At 74.6% G+C, this 17,689-nt stretch carries 19 protein-coding genes and 3 tRNA genes; 8 read left to right on the top strand and 14 right to left on the bottom strand.

Features of this window, described 5'->3' with window-relative positions; translation table 11 throughout:
- The first annotated feature begins 136 nt into the window (after positions 1-136).
- The gene (galE, locus tag GXP71_RS19980; RefSeq protein ID WP_162354103.1) at positions 137-1,096 is read left to right on the top strand and encodes a UDP-glucose 4-epimerase GalE; all 960 of its coding nucleotides are present in this window, start codon (positions 137-139) and stop codon (positions 1,094-1,096) included.
- 123 nt (positions 1,097-1,219) lie between these two features.
- On the opposite strand, the gene GXP71_RS19975 is transcribed toward galE, so the two are convergent.
- Together GXP71_RS19975 and GXP71_RS19970 are read right to left on the bottom strand one after the other, a co-directional pair.
- Entirely contained in the window at positions 1,220-2,152 is a 933-nt protein-coding gene (locus GXP71_RS19975) for an LLM class flavin-dependent oxidoreductase (protein ID WP_162354102.1), read from the bottom strand.
- Between the two features lie 70 nt (positions 2,153-2,222).
- Positions 2,223-2,567, bottom strand: coding sequence for a metallopeptidase family protein (locus tag GXP71_RS19970; protein WP_162354459.1), 345 nt, complete (start codon positions 2,565-2,567; stop codon positions 2,223-2,225).
- Between the two features lie 144 nt (positions 2,568-2,711).
- On the opposite strand from GXP71_RS19970, the gene GXP71_RS19965 reads away from it, so the two are divergent.
- The 6 genes from GXP71_RS19965 (at position 2,712) to GXP71_RS19940 (ending at position 4,455) form a co-directional block, all read left to right on the top strand.
- Positions 2,712-2,784 (top strand) — tRNA-Glu (locus tag GXP71_RS19965).
- Positions 2,785-2,829: 45 nt separating this feature from the next.
- Positions 2,830-2,903, top strand: a tRNA-Asp gene (locus tag GXP71_RS19960).
- A gap of 39 nt (positions 2,904-2,942) precedes the next feature.
- Positions 2,943-3,015: transfer RNA gene (locus GXP71_RS19955), tRNA-Phe, on the top strand.
- A 141-nt stretch (positions 3,016-3,156) separates the two neighbouring features.
- The gene (locus GXP71_RS19950; protein ID WP_124343040.1) at positions 3,157-3,597 is read left to right on the top strand and encodes a phage holin family protein; all 441 of its coding nucleotides are present in this window, start codon (positions 3,157-3,159) and stop codon (positions 3,595-3,597) included.
- A 133-nt stretch (positions 3,598-3,730) separates the two neighbouring features.
- On the top strand, positions 3,731-4,141 hold the full coding sequence (locus GXP71_RS19945) for a phage holin family protein (protein WP_162354101.1): 411 nt from the start codon (positions 3,731-3,733) through the stop codon (positions 4,139-4,141).
- Positions 4,138-4,455: a DUF3618 domain-containing protein gene (locus GXP71_RS19940; RefSeq protein WP_238402520.1), complete on the top strand. Its 318-nt coding sequence runs from the start codon at positions 4,138-4,140 to the stop codon at positions 4,453-4,455. The genes GXP71_RS19945 and GXP71_RS19940 overlap by 4 nt, the downstream gene beginning before the upstream one ends.
- Positions 4,456-5,027: 572 nt before the next feature.
- Here GXP71_RS19940 and GXP71_RS19935 read toward each other — a convergent pair.
- A complete protein-coding gene (locus GXP71_RS19935) occupies positions 5,028-5,237 on the bottom strand; it encodes a BldC family transcriptional regulator (protein ID WP_162354100.1) in 210 nt (69 codons plus the stop codon).
- Between the two features lie 416 nt (positions 5,238-5,653).
- Between GXP71_RS19935 and GXP71_RS19930 the strand changes: the two genes are divergently transcribed.
- Entirely contained in the window at positions 5,654-5,866 is a 213-nt protein-coding gene (locus GXP71_RS19930; protein ID WP_124343037.1) for a DUF3073 domain-containing protein, read from the top strand.
- A gap of 453 nt (positions 5,867-6,319) precedes the next feature.
- On the opposite strand, the gene purM is transcribed toward GXP71_RS19930, so the two are convergent.
- The 11 genes from purM to GXP71_RS19875 form a co-directional block, all read right to left on the bottom strand.
- Positions 6,320-7,441, bottom strand: a complete 1,122-nt coding sequence (purM, locus tag GXP71_RS19925; protein WP_162354099.1) for a phosphoribosylformylglycinamidine cyclo-ligase — start codon at positions 7,439-7,441, stop codon at positions 6,320-6,322.
- Positions 7,438-8,985, bottom strand: a complete 1,548-nt coding sequence (purF, locus tag GXP71_RS19920) for an amidophosphoribosyltransferase (RefSeq protein WP_162354098.1) — start codon at positions 8,983-8,985, stop codon at positions 7,438-7,440. Before purF ends, purM begins: the two co-directional genes overlap by 4 nt.
- 144 nt (positions 8,986-9,129) lie before the next feature.
- Complete coding sequence (locus GXP71_RS19915) at positions 9,130-9,441, bottom strand: histidine kinase (protein ID WP_162354097.1); 312 nt, start codon at positions 9,439-9,441, stop codon at positions 9,130-9,132.
- A 214-nt stretch (positions 9,442-9,655) separates the two neighbouring features.
- Positions 9,656-10,036 (bottom strand): sterol carrier family protein, encoded by a 381-nt coding sequence (locus tag GXP71_RS19910; RefSeq protein WP_162354096.1) that lies wholly within the window; start codon positions 10,034-10,036, stop codon positions 9,656-9,658.
- Positions 10,037-10,158: 122 nt separating this feature from the next.
- Positions 10,159-11,514, bottom strand: a complete 1,356-nt coding sequence (locus tag GXP71_RS19905) for a glycoside hydrolase family 6 protein (protein WP_162354095.1) — start codon at positions 11,512-11,514, stop codon at positions 10,159-10,161.
- 225 nt (positions 11,515-11,739) lie between these two features.
- On the bottom strand, positions 11,740-12,918 hold the full coding sequence (locus GXP71_RS19900; RefSeq protein WP_124343032.1) for a flagellar hook protein FlgE: 1,179 nt from the start codon (positions 12,916-12,918) through the stop codon (positions 11,740-11,742).
- Positions 12,919-12,954: 36 nt separating this feature from the next.
- Positions 12,955-13,404: a flagellar hook assembly protein FlgD gene (locus GXP71_RS19895; RefSeq protein ID WP_162354094.1), complete on the bottom strand. Its 450-nt coding sequence runs from the start codon at positions 13,402-13,404 to the stop codon at positions 12,955-12,957.
- 127 nt (positions 13,405-13,531) lie between these two features.
- Positions 13,532-15,127, bottom strand: a complete 1,596-nt coding sequence (locus GXP71_RS19890) for a flagellar hook-length control protein FliK (RefSeq protein WP_162354093.1) — start codon at positions 15,125-15,127, stop codon at positions 13,532-13,534.
- Entirely contained in the window at positions 15,124-15,975 is an 852-nt protein-coding gene (locus tag GXP71_RS19885) for a C40 family peptidase (RefSeq protein ID WP_238402519.1), read from the bottom strand. Before GXP71_RS19885 ends, GXP71_RS19890 begins: the two co-directional genes overlap by 4 nt.
- A complete protein-coding gene (locus tag GXP71_RS19880) occupies positions 15,972-16,397 on the bottom strand; it encodes a flagellar FliJ family protein (RefSeq protein ID WP_162354092.1) in 426 nt (141 codons plus the stop codon). The genes GXP71_RS19885 and GXP71_RS19880 overlap by 4 nt, the downstream gene beginning before the upstream one ends.
- Positions 16,394-17,647 (bottom strand): FliI/YscN family ATPase, encoded by a 1,254-nt coding sequence (locus GXP71_RS19875; protein WP_238402772.1) that lies wholly within the window; start codon positions 17,645-17,647, stop codon positions 16,394-16,396. Before GXP71_RS19875 ends, GXP71_RS19880 begins: the two co-directional genes overlap by 4 nt.
- Between the last annotated feature and the right edge of the window lie 42 nt (positions 17,648-17,689).

Genomic DNA, 17,689 nt, shown 5'->3' with positions numbered 1-17,689 from the left:
CCACCGGACGGATGCAGCAGCACGCCCTCTCTTCGGCGCGAGCGAACCGTCTGGATGCAGCGCGGGCCGATCAATTTCCGATCAGATTTCACCATGATCGAACACAGATCAACATGAGTGAGGTACCGTGGCGAGCATGACGTGGATGGTGACGGGTGGTGCCGGGTACATCGGGTCGCACGTGGTGCGGGCCTTCCAGCAGGCGGGCATCCCGCCCGTCGTCCTCGACGACCTGTCGAGCGGCCACCGCGGGTTCGTGCCCGACGACGTCGCCTTCGTCGAGGGCTCGATCCTCGACACCGAGCTGGTGTCGCGCGCCCTGGCCGAGCACCAGGTCGAGGGCGTCGTGCACCTCGCCGGCTTCAAGTACGCCGGGGTGTCGGTCCAGCGCCCGCTGCACACCTACGCGCAGAACGTCACCGGCACCGCGCACCTGCTCGACGCCATGGCCGCGCAGGGGGTCGACGCGATCGTCTTCTCGTCGTCGGCCGCCGTCTACGGCACGCCCGACGTCGACCTCGTCACCGAGGAGACCGCGACCCGCCCCGAGTCCCCCTACGGCGAGTCGAAGCTCATCGGCGAGTGGCTGCTGCGCGACCAGGGCGTCGCCACCGACCTGCGGCACACGTCGCTGCGGTACTTCAACGTCGTCGGCTCCGGCACGCCCGACCTCTACGACACCAGCCCGCACAACCTGTTCCCGCTGGTCCTCGACGCCCTGACGTCCGGTCGCACACCGCGCATCAACGGCACCGACTACCCCACGCCCGACGGCACCTGCGTCCGCGACTACATCCACGTCGCCGACCTCGCGGACGCCCACGTCGCCGCCGCCCGCGCGCTCGCCGACGGCAGCCCGCTCCTGCCGGTCTACAACCTCGGCTCGGGCGACGGCGTCTCGGTGCGCCAGATCATGACCGCGATGGCCGACGTCACGGGGATCGCCTTCGAGCCCGAGGTCGCGCCGCGCCGCCCGGGCGACCCCGCCCGCATCGTGGCGTCCGGCGACGCCGCCGCTCGTGACCTCGGCTGGCGCATGACCCACACCCTCCGCGACATGGTCGCGAGCGCGTGGGAGGCCCGGCAGGCGCACTGACGCCCCACGCCACGAGGTCGCCGCGCCCTGCGGGGTTCGGCGACCTCGTGGCGTCTGCGGGTCCGCGGCGAGCCGGCAGCGTCGACGGACGCGCGGCGCGCCCGCCGCGGCGACAGGCGACGGTCAGCGCGGCGCGACCGGCAGCGCCTGGAGATGCGGGAGCCGGTCCGCGAACGCCTCGAGCACCGACTCGCTCCCCGCGTAGACGCCGTCGGGCCGCGGCCAGTGCACGATCACGTCGGTGAACCCGAGCGCGGCGGCGCGCTCGACGCCCTCGACGGCCAGGTCGAGCGACGTCAGCGAGAACACGGGCGCACCGTCGAGGCTCAGGTACCGGCGCAGCCGCGGCGCGGCGACCCCGTCCCGCCCGTGCGCGACCTCCGCCGCGTCCATCTGCGCCGACACGTCCGCGAGCCCGCTCCACCAGCGCTCCTGCGCGCCCGCCGGGTCGCCCTCGGCACCCTCGGTGTCGTACGTCGGCCCGTACGTGACCCACCCCTGCCCGAGCCGCGCGGCGAGCGCCATCGTGCGCGGCCCGGCCGCCGCCATGAGGAACGGCACGCGCGGCGAGGCGATCGTCCCGGGGATCATGCGCGCGTCGTGCGCCTCGTAAAACTCGCCCGTGAACTCGGTCGACGGCTGCGTGAGCAGCCGGTCCAGCAGCCCGACGAACTCCTCGTACCGCCGCGTCCGCTCGCCCCGCGACCACGGCTCCCCCGTCACGGCCGCGTCGAAGCCCTCACCGCCCGCACCGATCCCGAGCAGGAACCGCCCGCCCGACACGTCGTCGAGCCCGAGCACGTCCTTCGCGAACGGGACCGGGTGCCGGAAGTTCGGCGACGCCACGAACGTGCCCAGCTGGATCCGCTCCGTCACCGCCGCGGCGGCGGACAGCAGCGGGACGGTCGCGAACCACGGCCCGTCGGCGAGCGTGCGCCACGCCAGGTGGTCGTACGTCCACGCGTGGTCGAAGCCCCACTCCTCCGCCTGGAGCCACCGCGCCTTCGCACGTGACCAGCGGTCCTGGGGCAGCAGCACGATCCCGACGGCGACCATGCGCCGACCCTAGCCGCCGTCGGCGAGACCCGGCCGGCGACGATGCCGACCCCGCGGACCCGTCGCGCGGTCAGCCCCAGCCGAGCTCGTGCAGCCGGTCGTCGTCGATGCCGAAGTGGTGCGCGACCTCGTGCACGACCGTCACCGCGACCTCCTCGACCACCTCGTCGCGGTCCTCGCAGATCGCGAGCGTGGGTTTGCGGTAGATCGTGATGCGGTCCGGCAGCGACCCGGCAGCCCACCACTCGCCGCGCTCCGTGAGCGGCGTGCCCTCGTAGAGCCCGAGCAGCTCGGGCTCGTCAGGCGGCCCCTCGTCCTCGACCAGGACCACGACGTTGTCGATCAGCCGGGCCAGCTCGGGCGGGATCTCGTCGAGCGCGTCACGCACCGCGTCCTCGAACTCGTCGCGCGACATCTCCACCACGGGACCATCCTGCCTGCTCACCGCACTGCGGTCGCGTGACGGCGGGCGCGGACGGCAGCGCTTTTGGAGTTCGGGCCCTGGCTCCCGTATGCTCGTCTCCGGTCATCCGGCGCCTCGTCGTCAGGGGCGGGACACGCCCCCATCGTCTAGCGGCCTAGGACCCCGCCCTTTCACGGCGGTAGCACGGGTTCGAATCCCGTTGGGGGTACGAGCAGGTGCAGTGAAGCAGTACAGCAAGGCCTTGTTCCACCAAGGCCCCGTAGCGCAGTTGGTTAGCGCGCCGCCCTGTCACGGCGGAGGTCGCGGGTTCAAGTCCCGTCGGGGTCGCTCGAAGCGCCGGTCCTCGGACCGGCGTTCTCGTTCCGAGGCTCTGTAGCTCAGTTGGTAGAGCGTTCGACTGAAAATCGAAAGGTCACCGGATCGACGCCGGTCGGAGCCACCGCGACGAAGGCCCCCTGGATCACCAGGGGGCCTTCGTGCATCTTCGGGCGGTATGACCTGGGCCGATGATCCCGGCCGGCACACGTGCTCCCGCCTAGGCTGGGACACGCACCGCACTGTCCCGCCGACGGAGGAACCCGTGAGCAGCACCGGACCCGAGCGCCCTCGCAAGCCGTTCTTCGAGCGCTTCACCGAACCGTTCGCCGACATCGCCCGCGAGAAGATCGGACAGGCGGAGGACCGGGTCCGTGAGGCGATCCAGGCCGAGATCGACGCCGTCAGCGCGAGCGTGCGCGCACGAGCCGTGCAGGTCCGGCCGTCGGCGATCGGGTTCGGCGCCGCTGCGCTGCTCACGTTCTTCGGCCTCGCGCTGTTCATCACCGCCGCGGTCGTCGGCCTCGCGCACGCCGTCGAGCTGTGGCTCGCGGCGCTCCTCGTCGGCGCCGCGCTCATCATCGTCGCCGGCGGCCTCGCCGCATGGGCCCGCTCCCGGCTGCCGAAGGGGCCCGCGGTCAGCGTGACCCGCGCGCACGAGGTCTCGCACCCCGCCGAGGAGCAGGTCCACCCCTGGTCCGACTGACCCCCGCGCCGCTCCGGACCCGGTCCGGGCGCACGCCCGATGTCGCCGCACGGATGCGGCCCGCGACCTGCGCTTGCACACTGGGAGTCCCGGTCGGAGGACGCCGGGCGACGAGCGACGAGAGGGCGTCACCATGACCACGCAGCCAGGACCGACGGGCGAGCCCCGGAGCATCGGTCAGCTCGTGAGCGACCTGAGCGAGCAGACGTCCCGGTTGGTCCGTGCCGAGCTCGACCTCGCGAAGGCCGAGATCCAGGCCAAGGCGCAGCAGCTCGGGATCGGTGCCGGCCTCCTGGCCGCCGCCGGCATCCTCGCGCTCTACGTCCTGGCCGCCGCGATCACGACCGCGATCCTGGGCCTCTCGACGGTCATGGACGCGTGGCTCGCGGCGCTCATCGTCACGGTGTTCCTGCTGATCGTGACGATCATCCTGGCGCTGATCGGGATCCGGCTGGTCAAGCGCGGCTCGCCCCCCACGCCGGACCGGGCGATCGAGAACGTGCACGAGGACCTCGAGGCCGTGAAGGCGGGGTGGAACGCGTGAGCGACCAGACCACGAAGAAGGACGACACGACCGACGACCAGAAGCCGGCGATCACCACGCCGCGCATGGTCGAGGCCGAGAGCGAGGTCGCACGCACACGCGCCGAGCTCGCCGCGACGGTCGACGCGCTCGCCGACCGGCTGGACCCGCGCGCCCAGGCGAAGAGCGCCGTCGACGGGACCAAGCGGCTGTGGTCGGACGCCACGACCAAGGACGCCGACCCGCACCGCCAGAAGCGCGCGCGGGCCGTCATCGGCGGCGCCGTGGCGGTCGTCGCGCTCCTCGCGGCCGCAGGCCTGCGCCGCAAGGGCTGACCGACTGCTCGACGACGACCGCGGCGCGCCGGACGGGCGCCGCGGTCGTCGTCGTGGGCGTCGTACGGGTGTCGTCGGGCGCGGGTGTCGTCGGGCGCGGGTGTCGCCGCGCGGGTGTCGTCGAGCGCGGGTGTCGTCGAGCGCGGGTGTCGCCGCGCGGGTGTCGTCGAGCGCGGGTGTCGCCGGGCGCGGGTGTCGTCGGGCGCGGGTGTCGTCGAGCGCGGGTGTCGCCGGGCGCGGGTGTCGTCGGGCGCGGGTGTCGTCGGGCGGGTGCCGTCGCGCGGGGGTGTCGTCACGCGGCGGTGCCGTCGCGCGGGGTGCCGTGCCTCGTCGCGGGGCTCGCGGCTCGTCCGCGGCCGTGGTGGAGCGGCGGCCGGGTCACGACGTCGTCGTCGTCCCCGAGGCCGCTGTCGGCTCGCTCGTCCCGAGGCCCGGAGAGGGCGCGGGGCGTGGGGGTCCCCGTCCGGACACGAGGACGTCGGCGCCCTCAGGGCGCCGGCGTCAGGGGCCGCACGAGGCGGCGAGAGGGGCGGACGGGTGGAGCGCCCGCCCCGGTGTCGTCCGGCGGGAGATCAGTCGTCGGACACGTGCTGCTGAGGCACGCCGTTGAGCAGGTCGCGCACCTCGGACTCCCGGTAGCGACGGTGGCCACCGAGCGTGCGGATCGAGGAGAGCTTCCCTGCCTTCGCCCAACGGGTCACGGTCTTCGGGTCGACCCGGAAGAGAGTGGCGACCTCGGACGGCGTGAGCAGCGCCTCGGACTCTGCGGGGTGAGCGGTCATCAGCTGCCTCCTGCGGCAAGCGTGCGGGCGGCCGACGCGGTGCGCCGGATCCGCCCCGTCGGGTGCGGTTGGTGCGGTGCGCGGGTAGCGCGGTGGTGCGGGTGATGCGGGCAGTCTCACTAGCATGAACGAAACGGTCAGATGACGCATTCCGGGACACAGTTTGGTCACGGATGCCGCATCACTCTCATCCAACTCTCATCATGCATCGTTACACGAACCGTACCGTCAGCCTAAACCCGGCGAATCGGTCATCACGACCCCACCACGCCACGTGATGTGTGTCGCTCGCTCGCGAGTGGTCGGAATAGCGCGGGAGCATGTACCGTTGCCCCACGAAGAGACGATTCAGCACCCCGGGGCCGCACGTGTGAGCACGGTGCCGCCCCGCATCCACGTTAGAGGGGGTCGATGCCATGGGGCGCGGCCGTCAGAAGGCGAAGCAGACCAAGGTGGCCCGGGAGCTGAAGTACTTCAGCCCTGAGACCAACTACCGAGCCCTCGAGCAGGAGCTCGGCTCGCTGAGCCACAACGATCTGGGATCCGAGCGTCGCGGCAGCGCCGTCGACACAGGAGACTGGTCCCGGGACGAGGACGACGACTACCGTCGCTGGTCCGACGACGGCTGAGGTCGTGGGGTCGGCGCGACGGCCCCACCGAGCGTGACCCCTCCGCCCCGCTGAGGTCGTCCCCGCTCGGACCCGTCCACCGCCGACCAGCACGGTGCGGCACAGCGGTCGCTTCACCACACACTCACCGGCCGGTGACGTTCACGACGTCACCGGCCGGTTGGTGCGTGCGGCCTCGTCGCACGTCGGCGAGCCCGACGGCGCCGTCGAGCCGACCTGGCGCATGCGTCGGACGGTGCCGTCCCGCTCGACCGTCGGTCGCGCGCGTGCCGTCCCGTTCGACCGTCGGTCGCGCGCGTGCCGTCAGGCTCGACCGTCGGCCGCGCGCGTGCCGTCCCGCTCGACCATCGGTCGCGCGCGTGCCGTTCCGCTCGACCATCGGTCGCGCGCGTGCCGTTCCGCTCGACCATCGGTCGCGGCGGGTCGCGACGGACCCGGTGCCCCGCGCGCGGCTCAGACGCGGTAGGTCCCCGAGAGGCGGACGGCTCCCCCGTCGACACCCTTGGTCCCCGCGACGACGTCCGGCGAGCCGGCCACGTCACGCGTCGGGTCGGCGTCACGCACCGTCCCGAGCACCCAGGCCGGCAGGCCCAGCTCGGACGCGTGCGCGAGGACGCCGTCGACCGCGTCGGCCGCGACGACGGCCACCATGCCGACGCCGAGGTTGAGCGTGCCCTCGAGGTCGTGCCACGGCACGCCGCCGAGCCGCTGCACGAGCGAGAAGACCGGCGGGAGCTGCCAGCCGCCGCGGTCCACGTCGGCGACCAGGCCCTGCGGCAGCACGCGTGCGACGTTCGACGCGAGACCGCCGCCGGTCACGTGGCTGAACGCGTGGATCCCGGCGACACCGGCGCGCTCGACCAGGGCCAGGACGTCGCTCGCGTAGACACGGGTCGGCTCGAGGAGCTCCTCGCCGAGGGTGCGGCCGAGCTCGTCGACGTGGCGCTCGAGGCCCCAGCCGGCGACCTCGACGACCTTGCGGACCAGCGAGTAGCCGTTCGAGTGCAGGCCGCTCGACGCGAGCGCGACGAGCACGTCCCCCCCGCGCACACGGTCGGGGCCCAGCAGCTCGTCGGCCTCGACGACACCCGTCGCGGCGCCGGCCACGTCGTACTCGTCGGGGCGCAGCAGTCCGGGGTGCTCGGCGGTCTCGCCGCCGACCAGGGCGGTGCCGGCGACCGAGCACGCCGCGGCGATGCCGCGCACGATGTCGGCGATGCGCTCGGGCACGACGCGGCCGGTCGCGATGTAGTCCGTCATGAACAGCGGCTTCGCACCGACCACGACGATGTCGTCGACGACCATGCCGACCAGGTCGAAGCCGATCGTGTCGTGCACGTCGAGCGCCTGCGCGATCGCGACCTTGGTGCCGACGCCGTCGGTCGACGTCGCGAGCAGCGGGCGGCGGTAGCGGGTCAGCAGCGACGCGTCGTACAGCCCGGCGAACCCGCCGACACCGCCCAGGACCTGCGGGCCGTGCGTCGCACGCACGGCGTCCTTCATCAGCTCGACGGCCTTGTCGCCGGCCTCGGTGTCGACTCCGGCGGCGGCGTAGGTGACCTGCGGGGTGCTCACGGGTGCTCCAGGGCGGTCGCGCCACCGGTCGACGGGACGATGGTCAGCAGCCCGTCCTCGGGGGCGCCGAGGGGCAGCTCGTTCTGCTCGAGGAGGTGCTTGCCGAGGCGGTCGGCCGGCGGCAGCTCGATCGGGTAGCGGCCCGAGAAGCACGCGGTGCACAGCTGCGAGCGCGGCTGCTCGGTAGCCTCGACCATGCCCTCCTCGGAGATGTAGCCGAGCGAGTCGGCGCCGAGGGACGCCGCGATCGCGTCGACGCCGAGGCCGTTCGCGATGAGCTCGGCACGGCTCGCGAAGTCGATGCCGTAGAAGCACGGCCACTTCACGGGCGGCGAGCTGATGCGGATGTGGACCTCGGCGGCGCCGGCCTCCCGCAGCATGCGGACGAGCGCGCGCTGCGTGTTGCCGCGGACGATCGAGTCGTCGACGACGACGAGCCGCTTGCCGCGGATGACCTCGCGCAGCGGGTTGAGCTTGAGCCGGATGCCGAGCTGGCGCAGCGTCTGCGACGGCTGGATGAAGGTCCGGCCGACATAGGCGTTCTTGGTGAGGCCCTGACCGAACGGGATGCCCGACTCGGTCGCGAAACCGACGGCCGCGGGCGTACCCGACTCGGGCACCGGGATGACGAGGTCGGCCTCGACCGGGTGCTCGATCGCGAGGCGGCGGCCCATCGCGACGCGCGCGGCGTGCACCGAGCGGCCCGCGATCGTCGTGTCGGGGCGCGCGAGGTAGACGTACTCGAAGACGCAGCCGGCGCGGTCGACGGGCGCGAACCGCGTCGAGCGCAGGCCGTCGGCGTCGATCGCGATGAACTCGCCGGGCTCGACCTCGCGCACGAACGACGCACCCACGATGTCGAGCGCGGGCGTCTCGGACGCGACGACCCAGCCGCGCTCGAGCCGGCCGAGCACGAGCGGGCGGACACCCTGGGGGTCGCGCGCCGCGTACAGGGTGTGCTCGTCCATGAAGACGAGGCTGAACGCGCCGCGCAGGCGGGGCAGGACCTCGAGCGCCGTGGCCTCGAGCGTGTGGTCCGGGTCGCCCGCGAGCAGCGCGGTCACGAGCGCGGTGTCCGTCGTGTTGCCGCGCGCGAGCTCGCCGCGGCGCTGGTTGCCGTACCGCTCGGCGACGAGGTCGACGAGCTCGGCGGAGTTGGTGAGGTTGCCGTTGTGGCCGAGGGCGACGGTGCCGGCGGCGGTGGCGCCGAGCGTCGGCTGCGCGTTCTCCCACGTCGAGCCGCCCGTCGTGGAGTAGCGCGCGTGCCCGATGGCGATGTGCCCCTGCAGGGCGTTCAGCGCGGTCTCGTCGAAGACCTGGGAGACGAGGCCCATGTCCTTGTAGACGAGGAGCTGCTGGCCGTTCGACGTCGCGATGCCCGCCGACTCCTGCCCACGGTGCTGCAGCGCGTAGAGGCCGAAGTAGGTGAGCTTGGCGACCTCTTCGCCCGGTGCCCAGACGCCGAAGACGCCGCACGCGTCCTGCGGGCCTTTCTCGCCGGGGAGGAGGTCGTGGTTCAGTCGTCCGTCTGCGCGGGGGGCCACGGCCCTATGGTCGCACACCGCCCCGACGCGTCCGGGGCCGCGCCCGACGTCCGGACGGGTGGATCACCGGCGCGGGCGGCCGCTCGTCGACCGCGGTGATCGCGGACGTCGGCGCCGCGCGGACGAGGGGTGGGCGCGGCTGCGTCAGCGGCGGCGGGCGTACGGGTCGCGCGAGCGGCGGTCGGCGAGCACGGCCAGCGCGCCGCCCACGAACCCGCCGAGCACGCCCAGGGCGACGGCCGTCACGGTGCGGACCGCACCCTCGCCCTCGAGGAACCAGACGAACCCCGTCCCGTCGGCGATCCACTCGACCTGGGGATCCTTGAGGACGGCCACCAGGACCAGGCCCACGACGATCCCGACGACCGCGCCCGCGCCGATGAAGACGCTGTACTTGGGCGCGCGGCGCACGGTCGCGGGCCGGGCCGTCGCGAGGAGCTCGGCCTCGGAGGGCACGGGGGGCTCGTCGTCGTCGACGGGGGTCGCCGGGCGGGGCTCACCGGGAGCGACCGGCCCAGGACGGGCCGCGTCAGCGTCCCCGGTCCCGGGTGCGGGCTCGTGCGAGGCGGGCTCGTGCGAGGCGGGCTGGTCCGACGTCGGTCGGTCCGCGGGGTCGGCGGGGGTGGGGGCGGCGGTCGACGACACCCCGCGATCCTAGGTCAGCGGCGCGTCAGCCACGTCGGCGGGCCGCCTGCAGCGGGAGCCACGCCGACAGGTCGGCGCGCTCCCCCGACGCCCGCACCGCACCGGCGGCGACGGCGTCGGCCCAGGTCGTCGCGCCGGTCACGAGGGACAGCCACGTCGCGGGGTCGGTCTCGACGACGTTGGGCGGGGTGCCGCGGGTGTGACGAGGGCCCTCGACGGCCTGCACCGCGCCGTCGGGCGGGACGCGCACCTCGACCGCGTTGCCCGGTGCGACGTCGGCGAGCTCCTCGAGCGTGAAGCGGACCGCCGTGCGGCGCGCCGCGACCGGCACAGCGGCCGGGTCAGCGCGCCACACGTCGAGCGCGGTGCGTCCGTCGTCGGGCGAGGTCCGTCGTCTGGGTGGCACCTGCCCATCCTCCTCCGCTCCGCCGTCCGCCCGTCCTCGTGCCCGTGCCCGGGCACGGACGAGCCCCGCGGACGAGGGAGTCCGCGGGGCTCGTCGGGGGCCCGCTCAGGTGGGGCGCCCGCTCACCACTTGGCGTTGCGCGCCAGCTCCAGGGCCATGTCCTGCCACCACTGGCCGGCGGCCGGGCCGCCGTTGCACGTGCCGTCGGACTCGCCGGGCAGCTTGACCCACAGCAGCGCGACGAGGCCGGAGCCGTCGTTGACGTACGTGGGCTTCTCGCCGAGCGCACGGCCGCGCGGGTTGCACCACTCGCCGTTCGAGCCGTTGCCGTTGCGCGAGGTGTCGATGACGAAGCCCTTGCCGCCGAGGCGCTGCGAGATCTGCTGGCCGTAGGACTTGCTCGCGGCGGTCGTCTGGTAGTTCGACGTGTTGAGCGCGAAGCCCACGGCGTACTCGAAGCCGACCTGGTTGAGGCGGTTGACCGCCGTGTCGACCGACAGCCACGACGAGTGGCCGGCGTCGATGTAGACCTTCGCGCCCTTCAGCGTGAGGGACTTCGCGGCGTACTTGAGGAAGCCGATGCGGTCGCCCTGGCCGGAGCAGTCGCCGAGCTGGGCGAGCGCGTCGGGCTCGAGCACGACGATCGGGTTGCCCTTGATGCCCTGCGCGATCGTGTCGATCCAGCGCGCGTACTCGGACTCCGCGACGCCGCCGCCCGAGTAGGAGCCGCAGTCACGGCCCGGGATCGCGTAGACGACGAGCGTCGGCGTCTTGCCCGCGGCCACGGCACGGCCGGTGTAGTCGGCGACCTCGGCCTGCGCCTTCGACGCCTCGGTCCAGTTGCCGACCCAGTACGACTGCGGCGTGAGGGCGATCTTCGCGAGCAGCGTCTTGTCGGTGCCCGACGCCGACTGCCACGCGCGGTAGGACTGGTTGGCCGTGTCGACGTAGAAGCTGCCCGAGGGCTGCGGCGGGACCGTCGTCGTCGGGGTGGGCGTCGGCGTGGGCGTCACGGTCGGCGTGGGCGTCTGGGTCGGGGTGACCGTCGGCGTCGAGGTCGGGACGGTGCCGCCCGTGCACGTCGTGCCGTTGAGGCTGAAGGACGCCGGGACCGGATTCGATCCGCTCCACGAGCCGTTGAAGCCGAACGACGCGGTGCCGCCCGTGCCGATCTGGCCGTTCCACGACACGTTGGTCACGGAGACCTGCGAGCCGTTGACCGTGGCGTTGCCGTTCCAGAGCTGCGTGATCTTCTGGCCGGCGCCGTAGGTCCAGTCGAGCTTCCACGACGACACCGGGTCGCCGAGGTTGGTGATGGTGACGTTGGCGCCGAAGCCGTCCTGCCACTGGTTCGTCACGGCGTAGCTCACGCGGCAGCCGGCGGCGGCCTGCGCGGCGCTGGCCGTGACGGCGGTGAGACCGCCGACGGCGACGGCCGCGGCTGCGAGGAGCGCGGCGGCGGTTCTGCGGGTGGACATGCGGGGTGCTCCCTGGTGGCTCGGCGGTCTCGGGGTCCCGACGAGGAAACCCGACGTCACCGCACCGACGCGAGGGGAAGCCGTGTGCCTAATCGCTTAAGTGCGTCGTCAAGCCGGTCGATCCGCTTCGACCACGCGCTTCGACGGACCGCGAGGGCGCGTGCGCAGCGCGACGGCCCCGCACCGTGGAGGAGGTGCGGGGCCGTCGCGGGGGGAGCGTCGATGTCAGCGCTTGAGGTTGACCAGCTCCTGCAGGACCTCGTCCGACGTCGTGATGACGCGGCTGTTCGCCTGGAAGCCGCGCTGCGCGATGATCAGGCTGGTGAACTCGCTCGACAGGTCGACGTTCGACATCTCGAGCGCGCCGCCCGCGAGCGTGCCGCGGCCGCCCGTGCCCGCCGCGCCGACCTGCGCGTCGCCCGAGTTGACCGACGTGCGGAACAGCGAGCCGCCCGCCTTCTCCAGCCCCGACGGGTTGGTGAACGAGCCGATCGCCAGACGCCCGATCGTCTGCTTCAGACCGTTGGAGAACGCGCCCGTGATCGTGCCGTCGGCGCCCAGCGCGAACGACTGCAGGACGCCGGCCGCCTGGCCGTTCTGGGTGCGCGCCTTCACGGAGTCGATGCCCGAGAAGCCGGTGATCGTCGACAGGTCGACCGCGACGCCGCCGACCGTGACCGTCGTCGGCGTCGTGAGGGCGCCCGCGGCGGTGAACGTCATCGCGCCCGCGTTGACCGTCGCGGTGCCGTCGGACGCCGTCAGGGCCCAGCCCGTCGCGGACTTCGTGAACGTGAGCTCGAGCTCGCGCGACGCACCTGTCGCGTCGTACACGTCGATCGTGCGGTTGATCGTCGTGCCGTCCGCCGCGTCGGCGTCGAGGTTGCCCTCGTAGGCCGCCGTCGACGTCGCGACCGCGGGCATCAGCGTGCCGGCCGGGACGCGCAGGTCGACGAGCGGGCCGTTCGTGTCGACGACACCGTTCACCGCCGCCCAGCCCTGCACCAGCGCGCCCTCGCCCGGCAGCACCATCTGGCCGGTCGCGTCGAAGTCGAACGACCCGGCGCGCGTGTAGTACGACTCGTTGCCCTTGCGGACCACGAAGAAGCCGTCGCCCTGGATCATCATGTCGGTGCTGCGGCCCGTCATCTGCGACGCGCCCTGCGTGAAGTTCGTCGTGATGCCCGCGACGCGCACGCCCAGGCCGACCTGCGCCGGGTTGGTGCCGCCGACGCCCGCCTGGGCGCCCGCACCGTTCTGGAGCATCTGGCTGAGCGTGTCCTGGAACTGCGTCTGCGACGACTTGAAGCCCGTGGTGTTGACGTTCGCGATGTTGTTGCCCGTGACGTCGAGCTGGGTCTGGTGGGCGCGCAGACCGGAGATGCCGGAGAAGAGCGAGCGGAGCATGGCGGTGGTTCCTTTCGGCAGGGGTGCTGCGCGGGGTCAGGCGGTGGTGGCGGGGGTGACGGGCGCGACGGCGGCAGGAGCCACCGAGGAGACCGCGTCGAGGGTGACGTCCGTGTCACCGACCTTCACGGTGGGCACAGGGCCCGCGTAGGACACGCCGGTGACGGTGCCCGACTTCTCGGCCCCGTCCGCGTCGGTCCAGGTGATCTGCTGCCCGACGAGCTGGGCCGCCGACATCCGCATCTGCAGCGCGAACGACTCACGCTGCGTGTCGGCCAGGGCGACCAGCGACTCCATCGTGGAGAGCTGGGTCGTCTGCGTCATGAGCTGCGACGAGTCCATCGGGGCCGACGGGTCCTGGTTGCGCAGCTGGGCGACGAGCAGGTCGAGGAACGCCTGCTTGTCGAGCTCCTTGGTCGCGGCCTTCTGGCCCGACGTGTCCGCGGTGCGGCTCGTCGCGCCGAGGAACGAGACGTCGATGCTCATGGTGCCTCCTGCAGGATGCGGGTCTCAGGGCGGGTGCCGGCGTCGTGGAGTGCGGGTCGGGGTGGCGGTGCCGGCCGAGCGCGTCGGGCCGGCGGGGCCGGCCGGGCGGGCGGGCGCGGGCCGGCGGTCACAGGTCCACGTCCAGCCCGGACGACCGGCGCGGGCCCGTGGTCGCGGTCGACGGTCCGGCGTCGGCCGTCACCGCGCCGCGACCGGGCCCGGTGTCCGCGGCCGTGCGGGCCGGGCCCTGGTCCTGGTCCGGGCGGTCCGACGGCGCGTCGCCGCCGACGCCGACCTGCACGTCGAGGCCGCCCAGGTCACGGGCGAGGTCGCGCCGCAGGTCCGCGAGCGCGCCGCGCAGCGCCTCGCGCGACGCCTCCGAGCCGCCCACGAGCTCGACGCGGACCTGGTCCGCCGCGATGTGCGCGACGACCCGGACCGGGCCCAGGTGCTCCGGGTCGACCGGGACCGTGAGGACGTGACGGCCGTGGGCGAGGCCGCCGAGCGCCGTCAGGCGCGCGCCGAGCTGCTCCGCGAACGGTGCCGGGGCCGGGCCGGTCGGGGCCGCGTTCGGGTGCGCCGGGGCCGTGGCGGCCGTCGACGCGGTCGGGGCGGTCGTCGTCTGGCCGGCGAGCGCCGCGGCGAACGGCGTCGTGCCGGTCGCCGTCCCCGGGGGCGCCTCGGCCTGGCCGGCCGCGGTGCGGGTGAGGTCACCGATCGGCGCGGCGGCCCGTGCCGGGGCGTCGGGCTGCGTGCCCGGCGTCGACGTCGGGGCGCCGGTGGCGACGGTGCTGGCCGGAGTCGAGGGCGTCGCCGGGGACGCGGACGTCGTCGCGGCGCCCGCGGCCGCGATTCCCGCCGAGGTCGCGGTCGTGCCCGCCGTCCCGGTCGTGGCGGTGGAGTCGCTCGTCGTCGCGGCACCCGTCGGTGCGGTCGCGGACGTGGCGCCGTCGGTGGCGGGGCCCTCCCCCTCGGCACCCCCGGCGCTCGCCAGGGCGGTGACGGTGCCGGGCGTGGTCGAGGCTGCGTCGGCGGCGAGCGCGGACGAGGTGCCCGCGGCGACAGCGGCGAGCACCGTGGCGGCGGGGACGACGGTCGTCGCGGACACGGGCAGAGCCGTGGACGCCGCCGTCAGCCCGGTCGTCGCGACGCCGGCCACGGCGGAGCCCGTCGTGCCCGGGTCGGTCGTGGCCAGGTCGGTCGTGGCGGGATCCGTGGGCGTCGCCGCATCCGTGGTCGTCGGGCCGCCGGCGGTGGACGTGGCGGTGTCGCAGGTGGCGTCGGCGGTGCCCGGGCTCCCCGAGGCGTCGGCGGCGGAGCCGCCGGAGGCGCGGTCGGAGCGGGCGGACCGGTCGATGCGGTCCGTACGGTCGGCGCGGTCCGCCCGGTCGGCGCGGTCCGTGCGGTCGAGCCGGTCGGTGCGGTCGAGCCGGTCGGTGCGGCTCGACCGGTCCGCACCGCCCACGCGGTCCGCGGCCCGGTCGGCACGGTCGGCCTGGCGTCCGGCCCGGGTCGCCGCGCGGTCGCCGGGACGGTCCGCGACGACGTGGTGCGGCGCCGTGGCGGCGGCACCGTCGCGGGCCGCGCCCGGACGCACGTCGGCGCGCGCCTGGACGGCGTCGAAGGTGCGTGCGAACGCGTCGCCCGCGCCCGGTACGCCCGTGCCCGCCGACGTGCGCGCGGTGCGCGCCGCGGTCGTGGTGACGGCGGAGGTCGTGGTCACGAGGCCACCCCCAGGGAGGTCGCGAGGCCCGCGACGGACGAGCCGCGGGTGCTGGACAGCGACGCGAGGAGCTCCATCGCGGCGCGCTGGCTCGCGGCCGTGGCCGACGTGCCGGCGGAGGTCCCGCCGAGCCCGGTCAGGCCGGTCAGGGCGGTCAGGGCGGTCGTGCCGCCGAGGCCGGAGAGGCTCTGCAGGCCGGGCAGGCCCGGCAACCCGCTCCGCCCGGTGCCGCCGGTGCCGCCGGACAGGCTCGGGACGAGCGCCGAGACCGTCGTCGCCTGCTCCTGCGGGAGGACGCGGCGGATCGCGGTGGGCGTCGCGTAGACGTCCCGCACGACGACGTGCGCGCCGGGCTTGGGGGCGTCGACCATCTTCCCGTCGCCCACGTAGATGCCGATGTGCGTGCCGCCGCCGAACACGACGAGGTCCCCCGGCAGCGCCTGGGCGAGAGAGGCGACGGGCTCGCCCATCTTCTGCTGGTCGCGGGCGACGCGCGGGACGTCGGTGATGCCGACGTCGGCGAGCGCGCGCACCACGAGGCCCGAGCAGTCGAGCCCGCCCTCGTCGAGCGACTCGCCACCCCAGACGTAGGGGACGCCGACGTACTTCTGCGCGGCGGCGACGAAGGACTGCGCGCTCGCGCCACGCGCCGGGGTCGCCGAGGAGGCAGCCGCGTCCGACGTGCCGGTCAGCGACGCGAGCAGCGTCTGGAAGTCGTCGCCGGTCGTGGCCGGAGCGGTCGCCGTGGCGGCGGTGGTCGTCGTCGGTGCGGCCGGGCGCGGCGGCGCGACGAGCGCCTTGAGCTCGGCCATGCGCGCCTGCACGGAGGCGATGGCGTCGATCGTCATGCGTCCTCCCGGGCCACGCGGCGGCCCGCGACCTCGTCGAGCACGACCTGCTCGGCGTGCAGCTCGTCGGCGCGGACGGTCGCGTCGTGACGCTCCTCGAGCCGCTCGACGGCGCGCGCGTCCCGGCGGGCCGCGGCCCACACGTCGGTCCGCTCCTCGGTGTGCGTCTGCGCGGCGACGACCTGCTCGCCCTGCTCCTCGAGGAGCGCGACGAGCGACGCGCGGGACGCGACGGACGCGCGGAAGGCGAGGCCGTCGGCGACGTCGGGCAGGGTCGAGCCGCTGAGGCGCTCGCGCGTCTCGCGGGCACGCTCGGCGGCCGCGCGCTCGGCCCGGCGTGCGGCGGCGAGCTCGGCCGCGGCGCGCTCCTCCGCGAGGGCGCGCACGCGGAGCAGGCCGGCGAGCGGGAAGGAGCGGGTCATGCGACGTCCCCCAGCTGCTGGACGAGGGCGGACAGGTGCGCCCAGGCCTGGGCGGACGGCACGACGTCCTCGATGTCCTGGCGCAGGAACGCGTCGATCGCCCGGCCGTGCGTGACGGCTGCGTCGACGAGCGGGTTCGAGCCGGCGACGTAGGCGCCGACGTCGAGCAGGTCCTGCGCCTGGCGGCGGGCGGCCATGACGGCGCGCAGCCGGCGGGCGGCGTCGCGCTGCTCGGCGGTGGTGACGCGGGACGCGACGCGGCTGATCGAGCCGAGCGCGTCGACGCTCGGGAAGTGCCCGGCGACCGCGAGGCGGCGGTCGAGGACGACGTGCCCGTCGAGGATCGAGCGGGCGGCGTCGGCGATGGGCTCGTTGTGGTCGTCGCCGTCGACGAGGACCGTGTAGAGGCCGGTGACCGACCCGGTCGCGCCGGTGCCGGCCCGCTCGAGGAGCTGGGCGAGCAGCGCGAACGTCGACGGCGGGTAGCCGCGGGTCGCGGGCGGCTCGCCGACGGACAGGCCGATCTCGCGCTGCGCCATGGCGACGCGCGTGAGCGAGTCCATCATGAGGACCGCGTGCCGGCCCTCGTCGCGCAGCGCCTCGGCGATGCGGGTCGCGAGGAACGCGGAGCGCAGGCGCACGAGCGGCGGCTCGTCGGACGTCGCGATGACGACGACGGACCGGGCGAGCCCTTCGGGGCCCAGGTCGTCCTCGAGGAACTCGCGGACCTCACGGCCGCGCTCGCCGACGAGGGCGATGACCGACACCTCGGCGTCGGTGCCGCGCGCGACCATCGACAGCAGGCTCGACTTGCCGACGCCCGAGCCGGCGAACATGCCCAGCCGCTGGCCGCGGCCGACGGTGACGAGCGTGTCGAGCACGCGCACGCCGAGGTCGAGCGGCTCCTCGACGCGGCTGCGCTCGAGCGGGTGCGGGGCGCGGCCGTCGATCGGCACCCACGCCGCGGCCCGCAACGGGCCCTTGCCGTCGATGGGCCGGCCGAGGCCGTCGAGCACGCGGCCCAGCAGGCCGGGGCCCACGGGCACGCGAAGCGGCTCGCGCAGCGGGCGGGCCGGCATGCCGGCGCGCAGGCCGGTCGTCGGGCCGAGCGGCATGCAGCGCGCGGTGGCGCCCGCGGTCGCGACGACCTCGGCGAGGACGTCGTCGCCGACGCGCACGAGCTCGCCGACCGCGGCACCGGTGCCGACGACCTCGATCGTCAGGCCGACGACCGCACGCACCGTGCCGATGCGCTCGGGCGCGGCGGCCGCGAGCGCGCGGTCCCACGCGGG

The sequence above is a fragment of the Cellulomonas sp. H30R-01 genome (genome assembly GCF_010119915.1).
GTDB lineage: Bacteria > Actinomycetota > Actinomycetes > Actinomycetales > Cellulomonadaceae > Cellulomonas > Cellulomonas algicola.
This window is presented reverse-complemented; position numbering and strand designations above follow the sequence as displayed.